Raw genomic sequence first — 23124 nt, 5'->3', positions numbered from 1 at the left:
GTTCCGGGGTCCACGGCCCGGCAACCGGTGCGGTATGAGCCTCCATCGACCGCGATTGCGGCGAAGTGGACCCCGGAACAAGTCCGGGGTGACGGAAAGGCTGGAGGCCCAAATCAGGAACGACACCGGGAGTGGCCGAATGTCGATTAGCCCTACTACGCTCCCGGCGTCAGACGCCGGGTCTGGAGGAAGACAAGGCCGACCAGCATCCAGACGAGCAGCAGGACATAGGGCCGTCCGTCGGTCTCGATCCCGACGAAGATCAGGAGGAAGGCGCTGACCGCGCCACCATAGGCCGCGATCCGCATCCGGCGGCGGCCCGGTTTGAACGCGGCGGCGTCGTACAGTTCGGGATGGCGCTCCACGACCCGTGCCGCGGCGAAGCAGATGCTGCCGTATTTCAGCAGGTTGGGGATGTTCACCGCGAGGAACAGGAACGTCAGCTCCATCGGCAGCAGCAGCCCCGCGCAGCCGAGCAGGAACACCGCGAACAGCGCGACATGCGGCGTCTGCCAGCGCGGATGGACCCGCCCGAGCGCGGAGGGCAGCATCCCGGTGGTCCCCATCGCATACAGGCTGCGGCTGAACATCGCGAACAGCGCGTTGAGCGACTTGCCGATCGACAGGACCGCCGCCAGCACGACCAGCGGCGTGGCCCATGGCCCCATGAATCCCTTGGCCGCATCGAGGATCGGCGCGTCGCTTGCCCCCAGTGCATCGCCGCCGAGCACGCCCAGCGCGACGAAGCCGACCGCCAGGTACAGCAGCGTTGCCGACCCGATCGACAGCGCGATGCCCAGCGGAATGGTCCGGCGGCTGTCGGTGACTTCGGCACCGGCCTCGGTCGCCGCCTCGATCCCGAAGAACAGGCCCATCAGCAATGGCGTCGCCGCGACCATGCCGTGAAGCCCGTGCGGGAACAGCGGTTGCAGCCGCGCCGGATCGACCGCGCTGGCGCCGCCCCACAGGACGAACACCGCGAAGAGCAGCAGCATCCCGACCAGCAGGACCTTCTGCACCCGTGTCGCGATATGCACGCCGAACAGATTGGCGACCAGTGCCAGCGCGAGCACGCCGAGCATCGTCGGCTTCGTCGGCAACGGCACCAGCATCGACGCATAGCGCACGAGCACCAGCGCGAGCACTACGATCGCCCCGACATTGGCGACGATCCGCGCCCATCCGATGCAGAAGCCCCAGGTCGGATGCAGGAACCGTGCGGGCCAGACGAACGACGCGCCCGATGCCGGACAGGCCGATCCGAGGAACGCATAGCTGACCGCGATCAGATACATCGGCAGCGCGGCGAGCAGTGCCGAGAACAGCATCGCCGGCCCCGCGACCTTGGCGGCAGGGGCGATCGCTGAAAAGATCGACACGCCGACCGCGGTGCCGAGGCCGAGCGCCACCACGCCCCACAGGTCGATGCGCCTTGCGAGCGTCGCGTCGGTCAACGGCCGTCCCCCGCCAGAAGGAAGGCGCGCAGGTCGCGCATCAGCATCGCCCAGCTCGCATCGTCCGAATAGGCGACATGGCCCGCCGGATAGCGCCGGTTGCGATAGCGCGCGGCGGGCAGCGTGCTCTGCGCAAACAGATAGTCCGCCGCGCCGACCGTGGTCGTCAGGTCGTACAGCCCGGTGCCGACGAACAGCCGCAGTTCGGGCACCACCGCCATCGTCCGTTCGAGCCGCGCCATGAACGGCCAGTCATTGAACGGCGAATCGCCCGATCCATAGCGCCAGTCGTCGCCGCCGCGCGCGATGACGCGGTAGCCGGCGGCATCGGCCACGCCGATCCGCGCCAGCTGCGCGATCACCGCCGTTCCGTACAGGTCGGACACCGCCGAGAAGGCGTCGGGACCGACCGTCTCCCCGGCGTCGGGCGCGCGTGGCGCGGTATAGCGCGCATCGTAGCGGCCGAGCACCTTGCCTCGACCGCGCAGCAGTTCGACGCGGAACTGTTCCTTCGTGATGCGCAGGTCGTGGGCGAGATACCAGGCGCGCGGGATGCCGGTCAGCGCGGCGAGGCGCGTCGCCACCGCCGAACGCTCCGCGGCGTCGAGCGCGCGTCCGCGGAACAGCGCCGAGAGATAGGCACCCGCATAGGCCGACCCCGCACGCGCGCCGTCCTGCGGCGTGCAGGGAGCCGACGTGACCCGGTGGTAGCAGGCGAGCGCGGCCAGCGTCGGCAGCGCGACCGGATAGGTGACGACATTGTCGGGGCGCTGCGACGTTTCGATCATGTTGAGCGCCTGACCCAGCAGCATCACGCCGCGCAGCCGGAGCGTCGGGTCCTGTTCGCGCAGCGCGTCGACCATCGCCGCCGCGCGGATCGTCCCATAGCTTTCGCCGAGGATGTAGAGCGGTGCGGCGGTGCGGCCGTGCGCCGCCAGCCATGCGCGCGCCAGCTGTGCGACCGCATCGGCATCGCCGCGTACCGAGCGATAGAAGCCGGTGTCAGCATCGTCGCCGATGGCCGAAAAGCCCGTGCCCGGCGGATCGAGGAAGACGAGGTCGGCGATGTCGAGCAGCGTGTCGGGATTGTCGCCGAGCGCGGCGGCGGTGGGCAGCGGGGCGGCCGGGTCCTGCGGCATCCGCGCACGCAGGGGGCCGAGCGCGCCCATGTGGAGATAGGCCGATGCCGCGCCGGGACCGCCGTTGAACACGAACAGGACCGGTCGGTCGCGACCCGCATCCCGGCGATAGGATATGTAGCCCGCCGTCGCGTCGTGCCGGCCCGGCCGGCTGCCGACGGGGACCAGCCCTACCTCGGCCTCATAGGGGATGACGGTGCCCTGCCGCACGATCGTTGCGTGCGTGGTGGCCTTCACGACGGGTGGCGAGGGCGGCTCGGCGAAGGCCGCCGCCGCCGACACCATCCACGCCAGTGCGAATGCCACCCGGTGCATCATCCCCGTTCCTTCCTTGCGCCGCGCTGGTCGCGATAGCGGATCAGGCCATCGGTCAGCGCCTGCAACCCATAATCGACATCGGCGCTGGCGCGGGCGAAGCCGATGCGGACATGCCCCGCCCGGCCGAAATATTCGCCCGGCGCCACGATCACTCCGCAGCGATCGGCCAGCCATTCGGAAAATGCCACCGTATCGTCGATCCCGACGAGCCGGGGAAAGGCGATGCAGCCGAACGGCGGCAGCGTGCCCGTCACCAACCCCTGTTCGCGCCAGTGCGCGTGGTAGGATTCCATGATCGGCCGCGCCCGCCGCAGGATGTCGGTGCGATACGCCTCGAACCGCTCGGGCCGCTCCAGCACCAGCGCGGCGACCGCGTGCGACAGGGTGGACACGCCGAAGTCGATCTCGTCGGCCAGCGCGCGGATGCGATCGATCGTGTCGGGCGCGCCGACGATCCACCCGCAGCGCAGCGTGCTGAGCCCGTGCGACTTGGTCAGGCTGTTGATGCTGACGATCGCGTCCGACAGCCGCATCGCCGGCGGCGGGCGCAACGCCGGATCGACATAATCGGCATAGACTTCGTCGACGATCACCCGCGCGCCCCGCGCCTGCGCCAGCGCGCCGATGGCGGCGAGCGTGGCGGGGGGCACCGCCATGCCCGACGGATTGTGCAGGGTGGACAGCACGATCAGCCGGGTGCGCGGGGTCATCGCGGCGGCGATCGCGGCGGGATCGATCGCGAAATCGTCGCCGCGCCGCTCGAACCGGTCGACGCCATAGCCCTGGGTCTCGGCGATCTTGTGGAACAGGTCGAACCCCGGATTTTCGACCAGTATCCGGTCGCCGGGTTCGAGCAGCGCGCGGTAGATCAGCGACAACGCGCCGGTCGCGCCGGTCGTGCACAGGACCTGCCGGGCATCGACGCCATAGTGCCGGGCGAGCTGCGCCACGACATAGGGATTACCATTCGTGAACGCGCTGGTGTAGCGCGTGGTGATCGTCTCGCCGAAGCCGTCGGCGATGATGTCGCGCAGAGGGTTGACCGGTTCGGGCACCGAACTGTCGAACAGCCCGACCAGCAGGTTGCGTTCGGCGCGCACCGCGCGGATCACGCGGCGGACCCAGTGCGAATAGGATTCGGATACCCCCGCCACCGCGACCGGTCCGGTGGGCGGCGGCATCGCGGATACGGGATCGGTCGGGTCCGGCCGGGTCATCGTCAGGGTCTGCATCCGCTCGTCAGGGGGTTCGCCGGCGCGTCGCCCGGCCATGGCGGCCGGGCGGGCCGTCACTTCAGCTTGATCCGCGCGCCCGCGTAGAACCGGCGGCCGAGAATGTCGCCATAGGCGATCTGCGGATAGGACGGTTCGCGGTCGGTCAGATTGTCGATGCCGAAGCGCAGCGCGATCCGGCCCAGATCGACCTGCGCCGACACGTCGTGGACGATATTGCTGCGCAGCACCGGATTGGGCGTCGTTTCGATCGATACGTTCGGCCCCGCTGCCGTCCGGTCGAGATATTCGAGCTGATAGGTCAGGCGCAATGGCCCCTTGGCATAGGCGGCGTTGAACCGGCCTACCCAGCGCGGCGACAGATAGGTGCCGTCGGACCGGACGAAGGTGGTGCCGGTGACCGACGTGGTCAGCAGCGCGTTGCGCGTTGCCGCCGCGCCCAGTTGCAGCCGCCCGAGATCGCCACCCCCCAGCAGGTCGCCCAGCGCGAACTGATAGTCGACCAGATAGGTTTCGCCGCGATAGCGCACGACCCCGGCGTTGAAGGTGGTGGTGGTGCCGGTGGCGATGGTGCCGCCGGGGCTGACCCCGTCGCTGTTGGCAAGCCGGGTGAAGGCCCCGCACACCGCCGCCGACGGGTTGGGATCGTCATAGCAGGCGGCGGCGAAATCGGCGGTCATGAACGACGACAGCCCGTCGGTCAGGTCGATCTCGATCCGGTCGGCGCTGATCGTAAGGCCAGGGACGACCCGGGGCTGCAACAGGATGCCATAGGTCCAGGTGTTGGAGATTTCGTTGCGCAGCGCGGTGTTGCCGCCGGTGGTGACGATCGCGCGCTGGAAATTTTCCGACGGGTCCTGGAACCGGGCGAGCCGGGCGGCGGCACCCAGCCCCGCGCCGGTGCCGTCGGGATCGACACCATAGCCCGGATTGGCGGCGAACAGCGCAAGGCAGTTGGCACGGCGCACCGCCGGGTTGGGGCCGCTGGCGATCCGGTCGGCATCGCACGGGTCGAAACCGACGGAGTTCAGCCCGCTGACGGTCGGAGCCAGCAACTGGGTGAGCGTCGGCGCACGGAAATTGCGGCTGCGCGATCCGCGCAGCGTCACCCCTTCCGTCACTTCCCAGCGCAGCCCCAGATCCCAGACGTTCTGATGCCCGGCATAGCTGTTGTCGACGTAGCGGAACGCGCCCTTGGCCTCCAGCAGCCGGACCAGCGGTAACTGGAAATCCTTGCCGATCAGCGGGACGATGAGTTCGGCCGACAGTTCATCGGTATTATAGCCGCCCGACTGCGCCACCTCCCGCGTGCCGGTGCCGAAGCTGCCCGCGCGGTTTGCTGCCAGCGGATCGAAGGCGGCGCGTTCGTCGCGATGTTCATAGGCGACGCTGAAATCGGCATTGCCGGTCGGCAGTTTCGCCAGCGTGCCACCGAACGTGGCGAGCAGATCGACCTGTTCGTTGGTCCAGTCGATGCCGGCGCGGGTGCTGACATAGTCGCGCGCCGCCGCCGAGACATTGCCGTCGCCGAACGGGTTGATCGGCGCGCAGGCGGCATCGTCGTTGGTGGTGATCGCATCGGCGTTGATCGCGCAGACGATCCGCCCGCCGCTCAGCCCCGCGCCGATCGCGTTGCGGAACCGGCTGTTCACCACCTGCCAACTGCGCTGCGCCCCGTCGACCCGCGCATAGCTGCCGGCGAGCGACCAGTAGAAGGCGCGGTCGCCGACATCGAACCCGCCATCGAGCGCCAGCGCGGCGCGATAGGTTTCGGTGCGGGTCGTCTGGTCGTTGGCAGGGGTCAGATCATAGAAATATTTGGACAGGAACAGCGGCGCGCCCGCAGCGAAGCCGGCATTGGCCCCGGCCAGCAGCGTGCGTGCCTGCGTCGAGAGGAACGGGTTGGTGATCGTGAAGGGGATCGGGCCGGCGTAGTTGCCGGCGTTCAGCGTGGTATAGCTGTTGCCCTGCGGAATCTCGGTGCCGGTCGTGCGGGCATAGAGCAGTTCGGTCGACAGGGTGATGCGATCGGTCAGGTCGTAATGGCCGATCAGATTGGCGGTATAGCGCTCGACGCCGGTGCGTAAGCCCGCCAGCGCCTGATATTTGAAGCCGTCGCCGCCCGAGGCGAACGGAATCCCCTGGATCGCGCCGGTGTCGTAGCGCACGACGCTGCCGTCCGGGGCGAATTGCAGCGCGTTGCCGCTGCTGCGCGCGAGGAACGGGGGGACCGGGGCGGGGCGGGTGAAGATCACGCCATTGCGGTTGAACGGCCAGAAGGCGGCGTTGAAGATTTCCTTCACCGCCGGAATCCCGTCCGTCGGACCGGTGTCGGCGCTGTTGCCGACCGTCAGCCGTCCGCGATTGGACAGCGGGCGGGCATCGAACATCAGCGTCGGCGATTTCGAATAGCCCAGATCGATCGCGACATTGCCGCGTCCGCCGCCGAAGTTCATGCCCGCCGTCGCGCGCAGGCTGGGCGTCGCATAGTCGCCGCGTTCGGAAATACCGTTCTGCGCATCCAGCACGAGGCCGGAAAAATCCTTCTTCACGATATAGTTGACGACGCCGGCGATCGCATCCGATCCATAGACGGCAGCACCACCGCCCTGATAGACCTCGACCCGGTCGAGCAGGCCGAGCGGAATGATGTTCGCATCGACAAAGGCATCGCCCACCCCGTCGCCCGCGCCGATGCCCGATCCGGTCGTGACCATGCGCCGGCCGTTGAACAGCGTCAGCGTGCGGCCGGTGCCGAGGTTGAAGAGATTGGGTGCCTGAAACCCCGGCCCGCTGGTGTCGCCGCTGCCATCGGCCTGGTTCAGCACCGGCGCGTTCGACGGCAGGTTGTTAAGCGCGTCGGCGGCGGTGACGAAGCCGCGATCGGTGATCGCCTGCGCCGTGATTTCGGCGACCGGCGCGGCCTGGTCCAGCCCGGCGCGGCGGATGCGCGATCCGGTGATGACGATCATATCGTCGCTGGCGGGCGCGGCATCGGTGGCGATCGAGGCTTCGACCGGCTGCTGCGCCTGTGCCGGGATCGCGGCCAGCGCGGTCATGATCGCCGTCGATGCCATCAGGCTGCGGACCCGTCCGAACTGTACGTGCTGCATGAAGCCCCCTTTGTTTCGTCTGCCCCGGACCGCGTGGCTTTGATGCCGTCTGCGTTCCTTCCCTGACGTCCAGCATAGCGCGGGGGGCGGGGCATTTTTGGGCGTTACCGCGTGCTCCCACGCGCCGATCGGGTTCGAATTGATGCGATTATGCCGGTTCTGCGCAAAAATTATGCGTTCTTGCCGAGAAACGCCGCAAGCTCCTTGCCGAAACGCGCGGTTTCCTGGCGGTCTTCATACATCATGTGGCCGCCGGCATAGCAGCGCAGGGTGAAGCGACGCGAAAGATCGCCGGCCAGGCCCGCGACCGTAGCGGCGTTGCCCGCGCAACTGTTGAGCGAATCGTACAGGCCGGTGGCGACCCACACCCGCAGCCGGGGGGCCTTGGTCATCGCGCGCTGGATCCATGGTTGCGACGCGCTGGGTGGACCTTCGCCGGCCATCGCCCGCGCCAGCGATTCCGGCGTGATCGGCGACTGGTCATAGCGCCACTGACCGCCGACGGCATCGGCCGGGCCGTCGATCCCGGCATAGCGCCCGGTGGTATATCCCAACGCCTCGCGATAATAGGCGAGGACGACCGCATCGTCCTGCACGGGTTCGGGCCGCCCGGTCCGGCGCATGTCGAAGATGTCGAGCGTCTTGCCCTCGGCGGCGAGCAGCCGCGTGCGGAAGTCGCGCGGCGAAACCCATAGCGTCGCCGGGTCGATCGTGGCGGGATCTAGCCCCTGGTAGCGGGCGAGCGCGGCGACGATGGCGGCACGGCGCGGCGCATCCAGCGCGGCGGGGTCGGCCAGCGCCGGGGCATAGACGCCGTTCGCCCAGCGCTCCACCTCGGCCAGTGTCGCCGCGCGATCGCGTTGCAGCGCGGGTGCGAGCTTGCCGAGGGCGAAGGCGGTCGCCGCGCGATTGACCAGCGACAGCGCACGGCGGCGGTTGGCCTGCGGTTCCTCGCCAAGCGGAATGCCGCCGGAGATCAGCGCGACGCCAGCCACGGGTACACCCCGCTCGACCAGCGTTTCGGCGACGCCCGACGCGCGCCACGTGCCGAAGCTTTCGCCGACGAGGTTGATCGGGCTGGACGGGCGACGATAATGTCGGCGGAAGCTCTCGATGAAATCGGCGGTGACGGCGATATCGGCGACCGTGCCATAGAAGGTGGCGGCCTGTGCCGGGTCGACGGCATGGCTGAAGCCCGTCCCGACCGGATCGACGAAGACGAGGTCGGTCGCGGCGAGCGGACTGTCGGCATTGTCGACCAGCGCGCCGCCCCGCAGCACGCGTGGCCCGACCGCATGGAACTGGAGCGTGCGGGAATCCGCGCCGGGGCCGCCGTTCCACACGAAACTGATCGGGCGCCGGGCCGCGCCGGGGACAATGTAGGCGGTATAGACGATCCGGGCCTGTGCGGTGCCGCTACGAACCGGCAGCGCGCCGACACAGGCGACATAGGTGAGGGTGCGTCCCGCGATGCGCGCGCTGTGCCGCGTCTCGACCGCGTCGGGCGCGCAGGTCCGCGCGGCGGCGGGGACGGCGGTCGCTGCCAGAATCATGCCCGTCAAAGCCCATCGGATCATCACGACACTCCTTTTGCCTCGCCGGGGTAGCGGCAATCCGGCGGCATAATTATGCACAGATCCCGTGCGCCGATCGATCGGCGGCCGTCGTAGCGTGCCCCCCGGCACAGGACGCAAGATTTATGCGGCGCACCCGCGGTAGGCTGTGGCACGAATGGAGAGACAAGGGTGGCCGAAGGGGTGACGCGACGCGGAATGCTGGCGGGGGGGGCGATGCTGCCGCTGGCCACGCGTGCCATGGCCGCGCCTGCGCCGACCCTGCCCGACCGTGCGAGCTTCGCAGCCATGCCCGGCACCTATCTCGACAGCGGCACCATGCACCCGGTGCCGATCGGTGCGCGCGATGCGGCGCGGGCCTATCTCGACCAGCGGGCGACGATGGACGGCTATTTCCCGACCGATGCGGTCGAGGGGCGGGTAAAGGCGAATTTCGCGCGGCTCATCAATGCGACACCGGCCGAGATCGCCTTCGTCCAGAGCACCACGGCGGGTGAACAGGCGGTGATCGACGCGCTCGGCTTTCCGGGGGAAAAAGGGCGGATCGTCACCGATACGCTGCATTTCTTTGGGTCCTTTTATCTCTATCAGGAACTGGCGCGGCAGGGCGTGGACGTCGTGTGGCTGCGGCCCCGCGCCAATCGCATCGCGATCGACGACATCGAACGCGCGATCGTACCCGGCACGCGACTGGTCGCACTGTCGCTGGTATCGACCTATAACGGCTTCGAGCATGACCTGAAGCGGGTGTGCGAAATCGCCCATGCGAAGGGGGCGCTGGTCTATGCCGACATCATCCATGCCGCCGGCACGGTGCCGATCGACGTGCGCGCCAGCAACGTCGATTTCGCCGCCTGCGCCAGCTATAAATGGCTGATGGGCGATTTCGGGCTGGGCTTCCTCTATGTCCGCGCCGACCTGCACGACCGGCTGCGGCGGACGCGGTACGGCTATTACCAGCTCGACCGGTTCGACCCGCATGTCTATCCGTTCGATCCTCCCGCGACGAACGCCGAGTACCCGATCGCCGACGTGACGCCCCGGCGCGACATGGAGGGGCTGTTCGCCGGCGGCACCCACGCGCATGTCGTGCCGGCGATGCTCGACTGGTCGCTGGAGCATATCCTTGCCCTTGGCGTCGAGCGGATTGCGGCGTGGCGGCAGCCGCTGCTGCGACGGCTGCATACGGGGCTGGCCAGTCGCGGCTATACCCTCGTGACCCCGCCCGACAGCCGGACCCCCCTCGTCACCTGCGTGCTGGAGGGCGCGCGCGACCGCCTGTCCGCGCCTCTCAAGGCGGCGAAGGTGCAGATCACCCTGTCGCGCAACCGCTTCCGGGTCAGCCCGTCGGTGTTCAACACGCTCGATGATGTCGATCGGCTGCTCGCCGTGCTGCCGCGTGCCTGAATCTTCAACGAAAGAACCGATGCCGATGCGCCGTCTCGTGCCTCTCCTCGCGCTGTTGCTCACGCCCGCCGCGCTGCCCGCCCAGGACGAGGGGAGCGCGCCGATGTCGCCTGCCTTCCTGCGGGCGATGGAGCCGATGGTGCCGCGCGACGCGGCCAGCGCGCGGGTGGTGACGACGCAGCATCGCATAACGCTCAACGGTCGCCCCTTCGCGTATCGCGCGATCGTCACCGAACAGCCGATGCCTGGGGGAGACGGGACGCCGGTCGCCGTTGCCGTCAGCTATGCCTATGTCGCGGACCGCGTGGGCGATCCGGCGAAACGGCCGGTGCTGTTCCTGTTCAACGGCGGGCCGGGGGCGTCGTCCTCGCCGCTGCACATGCAGGCGTTCGGGCCGCGCCGGATGGTCGGCACCGGCGATGCCGCGCATCTGGAGGATAATCGCTTCACGCTGCTCGACATCGCCGATCTGGTGTTCATCGATCCGGTCGGCACCGGCGCGTCGATGCCGGTCGCGGGCAAGGACGCGTCGGGCTATTTCGGGGTCGGCGGCGATGCGCGCGGGGTCGCGTCGATGATCGAGCGGTGGCTGGCGGCGAACGGGCGGAGCGGGTCGCCGGTGCTGCTGGTCGGCGAAAGCTATGGCACCGCCCGCGCGCTGGCGATTTTGAACGAGACGATGGCCGCCAAGAAGCCGCTGCCCGACGGCGTCGTGCTGCTGTCGTCGGCGATCGGCGACAGCGACGGGCCGGTGGTGTCCGACGCGGTGCTGTTCCCGACGCTGGCGGCGGTCGCATGGTATCACGGCGCGGTCGATCGCGCGGGGCAAAGTGTCGCGGCGTGGTATGACGCGGCGCTGCATTTCGCGCAGACCGACTATGCCGCCGCGCTGATGCAGGGCGCGGCGCTGCCGGCGGCGGACAAGGCGCGGATCGCGACGCGGATGGCGGCGTTCACCGGCCTGCCCGCCGCGACGATCGCGGCCAAGAACCTGCGGATCGAACGGCGCGACTTCATGCTCGGGCTGCTGGCGGACAAGGGGCTGCGCACCGGGCAGCTCGACGGACGCGCGACCCGCGCCTTGGCCGACAGTCGGTTGCGCCCGCCGTTCGACGATCCGTCGATGTCGCTGGGGATGGGCACCGCCAGCCTGATCGAACGCTATCTGAAGGACGATCTCGGCTATGCGGTGCCCAGCGCCTATCGCAGCCTGAACCTCGGCATCAATTTCAAATGGAGCTGGGACAAGGACTATGGCGGCAGCTACCGCGCGGCGGCGTTCGCGCCCTATCTGACCGCCGCGATGGCGGTGAAGCCGACGCTGCGCCTGTTCGCTGCGGGCGGGTATTACGACATCACCACCCCGGTCTATGCCGGGCAGTTCGCGATCGAGCAGCAGGGCGTGCCCGCCGGTCGCGCGACGTTCCGCCGCTATGCTGCCGGCCATTCGGCGTTCGAGGATGTCGACGCGCTGGCTGCGCTGAGCGGCGACCTGCACCGCTTCGTACAGGAGGTCGTCGCGGCGCGGTGACGGCGGCGGCGCGGGCGAAGCGTTCGTGAACCGCGCCCGTTGTTCTCGGCGTCGTGATGGATCGCGACGCGATCACCTACCACCGCTCGTGCATCTGCGCGGCGCCGGCCGCCGCGCCATCATCGATCGCACGTCCGATACAGATGGGCGGCGGCGGCCAAATCCTGCACCGCATGGCCGAGCGACTTGTAGACGGTGATGTCGCCGGCGCTGGTGCGCCCCGGCTTGCGGCCCAGCAGCACCTCGCCGATCTCCGCGACGATATGGTCGTCGGTGACGAGGCCGGCGTCGCGCGCGACGAGGAACTCGGCGGCGGCATCGCGCGCCGACGCGATGCTGTCGGCGATATAGCGGCTTTTGACCACCAGCGCGCTGTCGACCTCGACCGGGCCGGGGCCGCTCGATCCGACGAGGTTCACATGGGTGCCGGGCCGGACCCATTCCCCCCGGACGACCGGCTCGGCGGCTGCGGTCAGCGTGCAGATCACGTCGGCCGCGCCGCATGCCGCCGCCAGATCGTCGGTGCGTTCGCACGGCAGGTCGGGGAAGGCAGCGACCACCGCGTCGGCGCGAGCAGGGTCGCGGCCCCAGACCAGCACCCGGTCGAACCGGCGGACCAGCGGCAGGGCGTGCAGATGGGTATGCGCCTGCCCACCGGTGCCGACGATCAGCAGCGTGGCGGCATCGGCGCGGGCCAGCGCGTCGGTCGCGATCGCGGTGGCGGCGGCGGTGCGGATATGGGTGATCTCCTCGGCATCGGCGACGGCGACCGGACGGCCCTCGACCGGTTCGAACAGCACGACGAGGCCACGGTGGCGGCGCTTGCCGGGTGCCTGGGGGTCGGCAAAGACGCTGATCGTCTTGGTGCCGAACATCTTGTCTTCGCCCAGCGCGCCGGGCATCTGCGCGAACGTTCGCCCCGGTCCCAGCGACAGCATCGTGCGCAGCAACTGGCGGGTGGTACCCGCCGACAGCGCCATCATCGCCGTCCGCACCACGTCGATACAGTCACCATAGCCAAGCCCGGCGCGCACCGCCGCGCTATCGAAGATCGCCAGTTCGTCGCGCGTCATCCCTGCTCCCCAACGGCCTGTCGGGCATCAGCCCAAGAGGCTGTTTGAAAACTCGCTGGAAAGCGAGTTTCAAGGCGGTGCCGGCCCGCTCCCCCTCCCGACCACCCACAGCGTATCCTGAATGGGTGGTCGGGAGGGGGAGCGGGCCGGCACCGCCAAACCAACTCTACCCCGGCGAACGGGCAAATGCTTGCCGATCGATCGCATCCATGGTCAAACGGCGGCCAGTTCAATTCGCCTTTTCCCGGAACTGTGCATAATCATGGCTGACGCCCTCGACCGCCTCGACCTCAAGATTCTCGACCGCTTGCAGATCGATGCGTCCGAATCGTCGAGCGAGATCGCCGACCGTGTCGGCCTGTCGCAATCGCCATGCTGGCGCCGTATCCAGCGGCTGAAGGACGAAGGCTATATCAAGGCGCAGGTCGCGGTGCTCGATCGCGAGAAGTTCGGCGAGAGCATGTATATCTTCGCCCAGCTCAAGATGGGGCGGCTGAGCGACGATGCACGCGACCGCTTCATGCGCGCAATCGAGGACATCCCCGAGATCACCGAAGCCTATACGCTGTTCGGCGAGATGGACGTGATGCTGAAGGTGCTGGCGCCCAGCATGGGCTGGTATCAGAATTTCACCTTCCGCACGCTGCTGCGGCTGCCCGGCGTCGAGGATATCCGCTCGATCGCCACCCTGTCCGAAGTGAAATGTACCCACCGGCTGCCACTGCCCGCCGCATGACATACGGCTGCCATGATGGTCGCCGCGAATAGGCTATGCACATCCCTACGCGAAACGCATCGCTTGCGACCGGATTTCGCGGGCGTCGCACGCTAGGCTGATCGCCGGAACGATGGAGGCGGCATGATGGCTCGAACGATGCGCAGGGTTATGGCACTGGGATCGGTGCTGCTGCTGACCGGCGCGACGGCCCCCGATGGCGGGGGCGAGCCGCGGCTCGTCGTCCTGCTCGCCCCCGGTGCGCCCGACGCGGCGCGGCACGTGCCGTTCGTCGACGTGACGCTGGAGGCGCAGGCGATGCACGCCGCGCCGGGCGACGTGCTGTTCGAACTGCCACTGGTGGCCAATACCGTCGTGACGAGCGGGCAGGACCTGCGCGCGCTGACGCTGGCCGACGCGCAGGGGCCGATCCCGGTGACGACGCAGGACGTAGCGCAGGACGGGTCGAACACCATTCGCCGCTGGCGTGCAGGCCGCGCGGTCGACGGGGTGGTGACCGCGCGCTACCGCGTGCCGATCGACGCGGCGGCACCGCAGCTTGCGCTGCCGCAATATGAGATGCGGACCGAGGGCGGCACCTTCTCGGCGGCGGGCAACGCCTTCCTGCTGCTGCCGACCGACGGCAAGCCGCGCCGGGCCGAGGTGCGGTGGGACTTCGCCGGCTATGGTGCGTCTGGCGTGGGGGCATCGAGCTTCGGCATGGGCCATGCCGTCACGGCCGCCGCGATCCCGGCAGAGCGAGTGGCATCGGCCTATTATATGGGCGGCCGCCCCGGCGTGACGGGGCCGGAGCGCGACGGCTTCTTCGCCGCGTGGCAGGGGAAGCCGCCGTTCGCCATGGCCCCGCTGATGGGCTGGGCCGCCGCGCTGCATCGCTATTACGGCACCTTCTTCGGCTATGCCCCGCCGCGGTTCGGGGTGTTCGGGCGGACCAACACGCGCAATCCGGGCAGCGGCATCGGGTTGACCGACAGCTTCGCCTATACGTTCAACGCCACCTCCAAACCCGAAGACCTGCGCACGCTGCTGGCACACGAGATGCTGCATAGCTGGGTCAATTCGCTCGACGGGTCGATGGACGCGGCGGACGGGCTGGACCGGTCATGGTTCGGCGAAGGGCTGGCGGTGCATTACCAGCGGGCGCTGCCGTACCGCGCGGGGATGATCTCGGCGGCGGATTTCCTGAAGGACCTCAACGAGACGGCGGCGCGCTATTATACCAACATCAAGATCGCGACGCCCAATGCCGCCATCCCGGATGGCTTCTGGCGCGATACGCGGGTGCGGGTGCTGCCCTATGATCGCGGGTCGCTGTATTTCGAAATGGTCGACGCGCAGATCCGGTCGAGATCGGCGGGGCGGCGCTCGCTCGACGACATCGTCCGGACGATGCTGCGCACGCGTCGGGATGGCGGCAAGATGGACGAGGCGCTGTACCGGTCGCTGCTGGCGAAGGAACTGGGGCCGGGCGGGATCGCCGATCTCGATGCGATGCTCGGCGGTGCCACGGTGCTGCCACCGTCCGATGCCTATGGTCCGCGCTTTCGCCGGGTGGTCCGGCGGTTGCAGCGTTACGACCTGGGGTTCGACATGGCCTCGCTCCAAACGAAGCCACGGATCGTGCGCGGGCTGAAGCCGGGATCGAACGCCGCCATTGCGGGCTTGCGCGACGGCGACGAGATCATGAACGGATTCCCGCAGGATGCGCTGCAAGGCGACCAGCAGGCGCTCGTGACGCTCGACATCCGGCGGGCGGGAAGGACCTTCGCGCTCCGCTACCGGCCGAGGGGGGAAACGGTCGATGCGTATCAATGGACGATGGCCGACCCGGTCTAGCCGAGACGGCCGGCGCTGTCGGTCCGATACGAACCGCTCTCTATACGATGCAGGCCGGCGTTTGCGGGCAGTGGGGTTGGCTGGCGATGACTTGCCACTCTGCCAGGGCGCCAGAACATCGGGATGCGGCATCGTCCTATCCGACGCCCGTGGTTTGCCTGCACAACAGAAGAAGCCGACATAGGTCGATCGCCTGAGCGAATGTCCGTCTTCAGGACGCGAAATGGACGCTGTGAGCGATCATTTATGGGTCAAGATTTGGAAACGGCGTCATAGAGCGTTCGGTATGCCTGAGCCTGAGCGCTCAAATGATATCCGCCAAGCCGCTTGCGAGCGGCATTGCCGAGCGTCCGTCGAAGATCAATCGAGTCCATTAACCGTTCGATCGCGTCGGCAAGCCGTACCGGGCTGCGGCGAGGAACCAATAGTCCAGCCTCGCCGACCAGTGCGGGTACACCACCGACGGCGGATGCGACGACCGGCAGCCCGCTGGCCATGGCCTCGATCAACGCGACCGGCGTGCCCTCATGGTCGGAGGGCAGTGCGAAGGCGTCCAGTTGGCGCAGATAGCCCGGAATGTCGGCGACGACACCGAGCATGACGACGTCGAGTCCCGCGCTACGCGCCCGAATCTCGGCATCGGCGGGACCCTCTCCGGCGATCAGCAACCGACAATGACGATTTCGTCGCTTCAGCAAATGCAAGGCGGCCAGCAGGTCGCAATGCCGTTTGACCGGATGAAGCCGGGCGGCGATCCCGAGCGTGAACGGCCGTGCCGTCGAGCGTTCCGTACAGGCGAAGCGATCGATATCGACCCCCGATGGAATCACGTCGATCGGTCGCCGGACCCAGCGGAAGCGACGGGCGAGGTCGTCCGAAACCGCCGTGATCGCGCAACTGCGACGAAGCCCCGACGCGATCGCCGGCAGCCAGCGCCAACCATTACCCAGCGCGACATGCAGCGTCGTCACCACCGGCACGTTCAGCCTGGGTAGCAGCGCGGCGGAGATGTGGCCTTGCGCATGTACCACATCGACCCGCTCTGCCGTGACGATCGCCTGTAGTCGCTCCGCGAAATCACGGTCCCGACGGTTCAGCGCGACGATCGGTGCGTGCGGATCGAGGGCGGCACCATCGGCAGGATCGAACGTGATGACGAGCGGCGCGATCCCGTATTGCGCCGAAGTGCGGCAAAGGTCGGCCACGATCCGCTCGCGCCCGCCCACTGCCATGTTCGGCAGCAGGTGCGCGACGCGGATCACGTCCCGGCGAGCCGATCGATGGCGTCGCGACGATATTTGCGGAAGGACGGCGCGTGCTTCTCGACGCGCGACCCCGCCTCGCAATGACAATTCGGGCAGTTGAGCTGAAACGCGTCGCGCGCCGCCTGATGATGTTCGGGCGTGTAGAGGATATCGGCCAGTCGCTGCTCATGCAGATTACCGAGCGGGAAGGTCACATAACACAACATGACCGACCCGTCGGCGCCGACCCACAGCAGCTTGCGCGCGTCGCAGGGAATGCGCATCCCCTGCTGCTCCATCGCCCAATCGGCGAAGGCGGCGAGCGCGGGGGCGGATTCGGTCAGCAGGGCAGGCTCGGCAGCCTTGAGCTTCAACAGATGGTTGATGACCCGGTCGATGGCGGGCTTGTCTTCCGGACGGAATTGCAGCTCGCGTTCGGGGCCTTCCTGAAAATAGGGCAGCGAATAATGGACGACGTCGACGTGGATCTTCGCGTCGAACCGGCGGGCGAACGCGACCATTTCGTCGACCGCCGCGATGTTCGCGGAACGCCGGCTAAGCAGGAAGTTGATCTGGATGTCGAGTTCGTCTGGCCCGAAGAGCGCGCGCGTATTCTCCAGGCTTTCGACCAGGCGCGCGTAGCGACCCGGGCGCTGGACATATTCGTCGAACGCCCCGTCCTGTCCATAATATCCGATCGTCACCTTGCGCAGGCCGGCCGCATGGAGCGCCGCGATCTTGCGATCGAGGATCAGCGCGTTGGTCGTCATGTAGCAGCCGACGCCGAGTCTGTTCGCGGTCTCGACCATTCGGACGACATCGGGATGCAGCAGAGGCTCACCGCCATAGAGGCGCACCGCCGGCACATTCGCCGCAGCCGCATCCTCGAGCAGCTTCTCCACGATCTCGAACGGCAGCTGCGCTCCGGGCATGAAGTCCCGCCCGTATTTGCATCCCTGACAGCGAAGATTGCAGTGGGCGGTGATCGCGATCGTGATCTTCTCGGTTCGAGCGCGGATCGTTTGCGGCCATCGCGCCGCGATCGTCGAACGCGTGCGCTCGGACACACGGTATCCCGCCTTCAATGTCGGCGCGATCGCCGGAACGGTCTTGGCCAGCGAACGGGCAAGCTTTTCGATCGGCATGGTCGGAGTCCCCTGTTCCGTCGGGCCGATTAGTGCGAAATCCGTAGGGGAAAGTCCATGACCGAAAGCAGCGTGTCGATCGGGCGCCGTTCCGTTTCAGGATTCGGTATCGAGACAGGCAATGGCAGCGGCTATCGTGTGAACGATATCCAGAGCAGACGGGTCGATCTAGGGCCGATCGACATCCATGTTCAGACAGGCTTGAGAACATCCATTTTCGTCACCCCGACCTGTTCCGGGGTCCACCGCGCGGCAATCGGTGCGTATAGAGGCTCCAACAACAGCTCCTGCGGCCTGGTGGACCCCGGAACAAGTCCGGGGTGACGATACAGATGGGAATGTCGATCGGTCCTAAGTCACTGGGACGAAAGCCAGATGCTGGAAGTCGTAGCTGAAGTCGGCGAGTGGCGAGAGCGCTTTCATCGTCACCCCCGTCACTTTGCCATCGCGAATCGCAAAGCTCACGATGGCGTCCTCGCCGGCACCTTTTGGAAAACGGGTGCGAAATGCATCCTGGCCCCAGACCTCCAGCTTGCTTTTGAAAACCGGTGTCGGCACGAAATCGATCGAAAGTGTGCCGCGTTTTTCCGTCACTACCACGTCTCCATACCACGGATCGCGGTAGCGCCCGACGTATCGGGCGATGGGCAGCGACGGGCCGCCAACGGGAGCACGCTCGATCCCGCCTGCGATACTGGCCAGCGCTTCGGCCTGCGTCGTCGCGAGGCGCGTGCCATAGGCGCCGACCCAGTCGAAAGGTGGGGCATCGATCAGGCGGTCGAGGATGGCGTTTCGAATAGAAGCCGCTACCCCTTCTTCGACGTTGCTGAGCACCGTAACGCCGATCCCTCGCGAGGGCAGCAGCCCGGTATAAGTGATCTGCCCCGACAGCGCGCCGCTATGCTGCACCATCTGCAACCCTCGATAGTCCTGGATGAACCAGCCCAGGGCATAGGTCTGCAGGATGGGACGCGCCGGATTGTCGGGCTTTGCGCCGGCGCTCGATGCGGTGATGGTGGCTGGTGTCCACATCTGCCTGGCCTGCTCGGCGGACCACAGCCGCTTGCCGTCGGGCAGCAATCCGCCGCTCAGAAGGACCTGTAGCCATTTCGCCATGTCGGAGACGCTGGCATTGATGCCCCCTGCCGCATCGACCATGGGGCCTTCGTCCGGCTGGACTGTCTCCAGCTTTCCCATTCCCCGAGCGGGCGGACCCAGCCGTGCGTGACGGCCCGCTACGTTGCTGTCGTTGTCGCGCCGCGAGGGTGCCGCATCGGCCATGGCCAGCGGCGCGAAAATGCGGGTGGCGATGAACCGGTCCCATGGCATACCCGAAACGCGTTCGATCACCAGGCCGGCAACCAGGTAGAGGATGTTGTCATAGTCATAGCCCTCGCGGAAACCGCGCGCTGGCTTCAGAAAGGGCAGCGCCTTCAACACGTCGGGCGCCACATGGCTGCTTTGCGGGAAGAACATCAGGTCGCCTGCCCCCAGCGGCAGGCCCGACCGATGCACCAGCAAGTCGCGGACCGTCATCATCGGAGTGACGGCAGCGTCGTACATGCGGAACTCGGGTAGATGGCGAACGACCGGATCCTCCCAGTCGAGCTTCTTCTCGTCCGCCAGCAATGCCAGCGCCGCAGCCGTGAACGCCTTGGTGTGCGACGCGATGGCAAAGCGCGTGTGGACGTCCACGGCACCAGGCCGGCCCAGCGTACGAATGCCATAGGCGCGAAGGAGAGGGGGCTGGCCGGTCCTCACGACGGCAACGGCGATGCCCGGCGTCTCATAGCGTCGCATGAAGGCAGCGACGATCGCATCGATATCGCCATCGACTGGCGTTGCAGCCCGCGCCCAGGTGGGGAGGGCCGCGGCAGTTGCGCTTGCCACCGCGTAGCCCAGAATCTGTCGCCTGGTCGTCAAGCCGCTCATTCCGTCCCCCGTGCGCAAAATAGATTTGGGAGGGTAGCCGCTGGGTTGTCCGCTGCCAACCGAACCTGTCGAGCCGTCGATGCACCTGAGGTTGTCCCGATCGGTCCTGGGCCAACTCCGGCGGACGATCCGGCGCACGGGCGCTGCCCACGCTATCCGCCGATCCTTTCGTCCAGCACTTCGATGCCTTTCATCAGCTGCGCATCGCCGCTTTCGCCAAGCGGGCGGGTGACGTCGACATCCACCGGACGCGGGTGCATTTCGAGGTCGTTGCCGGCGGTATCGCGGATGCGGGTGTGCGGCACCCGCATGATCGATCCGTCGAGCAGCGCCGTCGGGCTGGTATAGATGATCCAGCCCGCCGTGGGTTGGCCGACGACCTTGCCGAGCCCTAGCGTTCGATAGCCCTCGGTGAAATCCTCCGCGTCGGAGAGCGACGATTCGTCGGTCAGCAGCACCGTCGGCAGCCCCAGCGCGCGCTGGCCCAGCGCCTGGCGACTGGGGACCGGTGGCCGGTCGCGGGTCTGCATGGTCAGGAAGTTGCGCCGCGCGAACACGTCGAGCGCATAGCCGTTGACGAACCCGCCGTCATTGTGGCGCAGGTCGATCACCACCCCCCGCCGCGCCTGATTGGTGGCGTCGAGGTCGAGATAGAGCTGCGTCAAGGATTCCGCCGACATGTCGGGGATGTGGACATAGCCCAATCGCCCGGCCGACAGCCGTTCGGTCATCGCTCGCCGCTCCGCCACCCATGCCCGATAGCGCAGCCCGGCGGCGACGCTGGCAGAAACTGGGCGGACCACCGTCTGGCGGCGCGTGCCGCCGCGATCGATCGTCAGCGTCACCCGGTCGCCGACCCGGTGGTCGAGCAACGCATCGAGATTGTCATGCGGGCCGATAGCCACCCCGTCGATCGCGACGATCCGGTCGCCCGGCGCGATCGCGGCGCTGACCGCCGCCGGGCCGTTGGGCACCAGCGTCGCGACGATCAGCCCGCGTCCCGCCTCGGCGGCAGCGGTATCGAAGGTGACGCCGAGATTGCCGACCCGGTCGACCGGCAATGCGCCGTCGCCGCGCATCGGACGGTTGATGCCCATATGCGACGCATTCAGTTCGCCGAACATCAGGTTGATGACGCGGCGCAGTTCGTCGGGCGTCGCCGCCGCCAGCGCATAGGGACGGAAGCGCGCGCCGATCGCGCGCCAGTCGTGTCCGGTGAAGCCGGGATCGAAGAAGCCGCGATCGAGCGTGCCCCATGCCTGATCGAACACGATGCCGCGTTCGGCGGCGAAATCGACGTCCATTTCCGCGCCGATCTCGACCATCTGCGGCTTCGGTTCGGCGAGCGGCGTGGTCATCACCCGTCCGTCCTCCAGCCATGCCAGCAGCTTGCCGTCGCCCGACAGGTCGAAATCGCCCTTGGGCCGGTCGGTGGCGGTGATCTGTTGCGCCGACGGCGGCGTGGCGGCCTGTTCGTCGAGGCTGTAGCGATACAGGTTGTCGCGTTCGCGTTCCTGCGCGCGGAACACCAGCGTCTTGCCGTCGGCGGCGATCACCGGGGCCTCGGCGCTCATCCCCAACGGCAGCACGCTGGCCCGATCGCGCAGGCCGTCCCAAACGATCCGTACCGCCGGGCGGACCGGGGCGGCATCGGCGACGGGTTTCGGCGTGGCGGCCTTGGCGGCATCGGGCTTCGCGTCGGGGGTATCGTCGAACAGCCCGCGGAACAGATCCTCGCGATAGCGCGGCACGCGGGGGATCAGGTCGATGCGGACGATGCGCGACGGTTCGGTCCGCTGCGCGGTGTCGAACAGGATGTAGCTGCCGTCGGGCGACCATGCGATCTGTCCCAGCCAGCCATTGGCCAGGAACCCGACCTGCCGCGCCTCGCCGCCCGTCGCCGGCACTACATGGACGTTCACGAACGACCGCGCATCGCGCACCGGAAAGGCGATCCACGCGCCATCGGGCGACCATACCGGGCGCGGCCCGTCCTCCTCCACCGCTAGCGCGCCGGTGAACAGCAGCGTGTCGCTGGCCGCCACCTTGCCCTGTGCCGGGCGATAGACGCGCAATTCGCGGCGGTTGCGGACATAGGCGATGGCGCGGCCGTCGCCCGACCATGCCGGCGCGACGGCGACGCCGGCCCCGGTCAGCATGGTTTCGCGCCCGCCGGCGATGTCGCTGAGCGCAAGGCGGCGATCCTGCCCCGCTTCGGTGACGTAAAGCAGCCGGCGGGAATCGGGCGACCATGCGACTTCGCGCTCGGCGGCGAGGCTGGTGGTGATGCGCTGCGCCGGGCCGCCATCCTTGGCCGCGGCGGCGAACACCTCGCCATGCGCGATCAGGGCGACCTTGCGCCCGTCCGGCGACAGCGCCATGCGATCGAAGCGGGCGAAGCGTTGGTGGCCGCGCGGTTCGGCGGCAGGGGCACCGCGCAGGCGGATCGGCACCGGGGCCGCCGTGCCCGTCGCGGCATCGAACCGCCATACGCCCATGTCGCGTTCGAACACGATGTCGCCGCCCGCACGCGCGCCCGAGGGGAAGAGCAGCCGGCCGTCGGTGAAGCGGGTCAGTTGTTGCGGCACCGCGCCGGGCGTCAACGCGACCCGCCACAGATTCTCGGTGCCGTCGCGGTCGCTCATATAGGTGATCGCACCGCCATCGGCCGACCAGATCGGCCATGCGTGCTTGGCCCCGTCGCCCAGCAGCAGGCGATAGGCTCCGGTGCCGTCCGCCTGTTTCAGCCAGATTTCGTTCTCGTCGATATGGCTGTGGCCGTTGCGCCACCATTGCGCATTGGCGATGCCGCGCGCGACCAGCGCGATCCGGCCGCTATCGGGCGCGGGCGCCGCCTGAAACTCGGAGAGGTAGCGTTCGCCGCTGACCGGTTGCGGCGTGCCGCCCGCTACAGGCACCCGGAAAATGTCGCTCTGGCGCGCGACGTCGCCCGCGCTCGACGCGAAATAGAGCCATTGTCCGTCGCTCGACCAGCCGTCCAGTTCCTCGTTCGCCTCGGCATAGGTCAGCCGGGTGATCGTCCCGCTATCGAGGTTCAGGACGTGGATGTTGGTGCTGCCGCCCCGGTTGGAGGTGAAGGCGAGGCGGTGGCCGTCGGGCGAATAGCGTGGCCGCCCTTCGGTCGCCGGATCGGTCACGAGCAGGCGGGCGATCCCGCCGGTGGCGGGCACTTCCCAGATGTCACCGCCCGACACGAACGCGATCGTCGTTCCGTCGGGCGACAGCGCCGGTTCGGAAAGCATCGGTCGCGGTGCCGGGGCGGCGGGGTCCTGTGCGGCGAGCGGTACGGCGGCGGTGGCCAGCAACAGGGCGGCGAGGCGAGCGATCATGCGGGCAACATCCATGCGAAACGTGGTACTGGCAAGGGAC

The 23124-nt window shown here is 68.0% G+C and carries 15 protein-coding genes; 5 read left to right on the top strand and 10 right to left on the bottom strand.

Features of this window, described 5'->3' with window-relative positions:
• Positions 1–155: 155 nt before the first annotated feature.
• The 5 genes from ASE83_RS00645 to ASE83_RS00625 all read right to left on the bottom strand — a co-directional run bounded on the left by ASE83_RS00645 (position 156) and on the right by ASE83_RS00625 (position 8833).
• Positions 156–1454: an APC family permease gene (locus tag ASE83_RS00645; protein ID WP_055787301.1), complete on the bottom strand. Its 1299-nt coding sequence runs from the start codon at positions 1452–1454 to the stop codon at positions 156–158.
• The gene (locus ASE83_RS00640) at positions 1451–2911 is read right to left on the bottom strand and encodes a S10 family serine carboxypeptidase-like protein (RefSeq protein ID WP_055787304.1); all 1461 of its coding nucleotides are present in this window, start codon (positions 2909–2911) and stop codon (positions 1451–1453) included. The genes ASE83_RS00645 and ASE83_RS00640 overlap by 4 nt, the downstream gene beginning before the upstream one ends.
• Positions 2908–4203, bottom strand: a complete 1296-nt coding sequence (locus ASE83_RS00635; RefSeq protein WP_235513174.1) for a pyridoxal phosphate-dependent aminotransferase — start codon at positions 4201–4203, stop codon at positions 2908–2910. Before ASE83_RS00635 ends, ASE83_RS00640 begins: the two co-directional genes overlap by 4 nt.
• Positions 4200–7256 carry a TonB-dependent receptor plug domain-containing protein gene (locus ASE83_RS00630; protein WP_055787307.1) on the bottom strand — a complete coding sequence of 1019 codons (3057 nt, stop codon included), beginning with the start codon at positions 7254–7256 and terminating at the stop codon, positions 4200–4202. The genes ASE83_RS00635 and ASE83_RS00630 overlap by 4 nt, the downstream gene beginning before the upstream one ends.
• 170 nt (positions 7257–7426) lie before the next feature.
• Positions 7427–8833 (bottom strand): S10 family serine carboxypeptidase-like protein, encoded by a 1407-nt coding sequence (locus ASE83_RS00625; RefSeq protein WP_055787310.1) that lies wholly within the window; start codon positions 8831–8833, stop codon positions 7427–7429.
• Between the two features lie 168 nt (positions 8834–9001).
• Between ASE83_RS00625 and ASE83_RS00620 the strand changes: the two genes are divergently transcribed.
• Positions 9002–10237: an aminotransferase class V-fold PLP-dependent enzyme gene (locus tag ASE83_RS00620; protein ID WP_235513175.1), complete on the top strand. Its 1236-nt coding sequence runs from the start codon at positions 9002–9004 to the stop codon at positions 10235–10237.
• 19 nt (positions 10238–10256) lie between these two features.
• A complete protein-coding gene (locus ASE83_RS00615; protein ID WP_235513176.1) occupies positions 10257–11768 on the top strand; it encodes a S10 family serine carboxypeptidase-like protein in 1512 nt (503 codons plus the stop codon).
• 119 nt (positions 11769–11887) lie between these two features.
• Here the strand turns inward: ASE83_RS00615 and ASE83_RS00610 are convergent, their stop codons facing one another.
• Positions 11888–12841, bottom strand: a complete 954-nt coding sequence (locus ASE83_RS00610; protein ID WP_055787315.1) for an ornithine cyclodeaminase family protein — start codon at positions 12839–12841, stop codon at positions 11888–11890.
• A 262-nt stretch (positions 12842–13103) separates the two neighbouring features.
• On the opposite strand from ASE83_RS00610, the gene ASE83_RS00605 reads away from it, so the two are divergent.
• Both ASE83_RS00605 and ASE83_RS00600 read left to right on the top strand, forming a co-directional pair.
• Positions 13104–13577 carry an Lrp/AsnC family transcriptional regulator gene (locus tag ASE83_RS00605; protein WP_055787318.1) on the top strand — a complete coding sequence of 158 codons (474 nt, stop codon included), beginning with the start codon at positions 13104–13106 and terminating at the stop codon, positions 13575–13577.
• 123 nt (positions 13578–13700) lie between these two features.
• Positions 13701–15413 (top strand): M61 family metallopeptidase, encoded by a 1713-nt coding sequence (locus tag ASE83_RS00600; protein ID WP_156352571.1) that lies wholly within the window; start codon positions 13701–13703, stop codon positions 15411–15413.
• A 251-nt stretch (positions 15414–15664) separates the two neighbouring features.
• Here the strand turns inward: ASE83_RS00600 and ASE83_RS00595 are convergent, their stop codons facing one another.
• Complete coding sequence (locus ASE83_RS00595; protein WP_055787322.1) at positions 15665–16675, bottom strand: glycosyltransferase; 1011 nt, start codon at positions 16673–16675, stop codon at positions 15665–15667.
• Complete coding sequence (locus tag ASE83_RS00590) at positions 16672–17802, bottom strand: radical SAM protein (protein ID WP_055787325.1); 1131 nt, start codon at positions 17800–17802, stop codon at positions 16672–16674. Before ASE83_RS00590 ends, ASE83_RS00595 begins: the two co-directional genes overlap by 4 nt.
• A 57-nt stretch (positions 17803–17859) precedes the next feature.
• Here ASE83_RS00590 and ASE83_RS18305 point away from each other — a divergent pair, with 57 nt between their 5' ends.
• Positions 17860–18126, top strand: coding sequence for a hypothetical protein (locus ASE83_RS18305; RefSeq protein WP_156352569.1), 267 nt, complete (start codon positions 17860–17862; stop codon positions 18124–18126).
• Positions 18127–18153: 27 nt separating this feature from the next.
• Here ASE83_RS18305 and ASE83_RS00585 read toward each other — a convergent pair whose 3' ends face one another.
• Complete coding sequence (locus ASE83_RS00585; protein ID WP_055787328.1) at positions 18154–19734, bottom strand: serine hydrolase; 1581 nt, start codon at positions 19732–19734, stop codon at positions 18154–18156.
• A gap of 152 nt (positions 19735–19886) precedes the next feature.
• The gene (locus ASE83_RS00580; RefSeq protein WP_156352567.1) at positions 19887–23084 is read right to left on the bottom strand and encodes a S41 family peptidase; all 3198 of its coding nucleotides are present in this window, start codon (positions 23082–23084) and stop codon (positions 19887–19889) included.
• Positions 23085–23124: the final 40 nt, after the last annotated feature.

The sequence above is a fragment of the Sphingomonas sp. Leaf32 genome, from assembly GCF_001421765.1.
In the GTDB taxonomy this organism is placed as follows: domain Bacteria; phylum Pseudomonadota; class Alphaproteobacteria; order Sphingomonadales; family Sphingomonadaceae; genus Sphingomonas.
This window is presented reverse-complemented; position numbering and strand designations above follow the sequence as displayed.

Excerpts from the sequence above, each read along its gene's own strand:
- ASE83_RS00640 (WP_055787304.1), bottom strand. The coding sequence starts at position 2,911 with ATGATGCACCGGGTGGCATTCGCACTGGCGTGGATGGTGTCGGCGGCG.
- ASE83_RS00630 (WP_055787307.1), bottom strand. The coding sequence starts at position 7,256 with ATGCAGCACGTACAGTTCGGACGGGTCCGCAGCCTGATGGCATCGACG.
- ASE83_RS00625 (WP_055787310.1), bottom strand. The coding sequence starts at position 8,833 with ATGATCCGATGGGCTTTGACGGGCATGATTCTGGCAGCGACCGCCGTC.
- ASE83_RS00615 (WP_235513176.1), top strand. The coding sequence starts at position 10,257 with ATGCCGATGCGCCGTCTCGTGCCTCTCCTCGCGCTGTTGCTCACGCCC.
- ASE83_RS00610 (WP_055787315.1), bottom strand. The coding sequence starts at position 12,841 with ATGACGCGCGACGAACTGGCGATCTTCGATAGCGCGGCGGTGCGCGCC.
- ASE83_RS00605 (WP_055787318.1), top strand. The coding sequence starts at position 13,104 with ATGGCTGACGCCCTCGACCGCCTCGACCTCAAGATTCTCGACCGCTTG.
- ASE83_RS00600 (WP_156352571.1), top strand. The coding sequence starts at position 13,701 with ATGATGGCTCGAACGATGCGCAGGGTTATGGCACTGGGATCGGTGCTG.
- ASE83_RS00590 (WP_055787325.1), bottom strand. The coding sequence starts at position 17,802 with ATGCCGATCGAAAAGCTTGCCCGTTCGCTGGCCAAGACCGTTCCGGCG.
- ASE83_RS18305 (WP_156352569.1), top strand. The coding sequence starts at position 17,860 with ATGACCGAAAGCAGCGTGTCGATCGGGCGCCGTTCCGTTTCAGGATTC.
- ASE83_RS00585 (WP_055787328.1), bottom strand. The coding sequence starts at position 19,734 with ATGAGCGGCTTGACGACCAGGCGACAGATTCTGGGCTACGCGGTGGCA.
- ASE83_RS00580 (WP_156352567.1), bottom strand. The coding sequence starts at position 23,084 with ATGATCGCTCGCCTCGCCGCCCTGTTGCTGGCCACCGCCGCCGTACCG.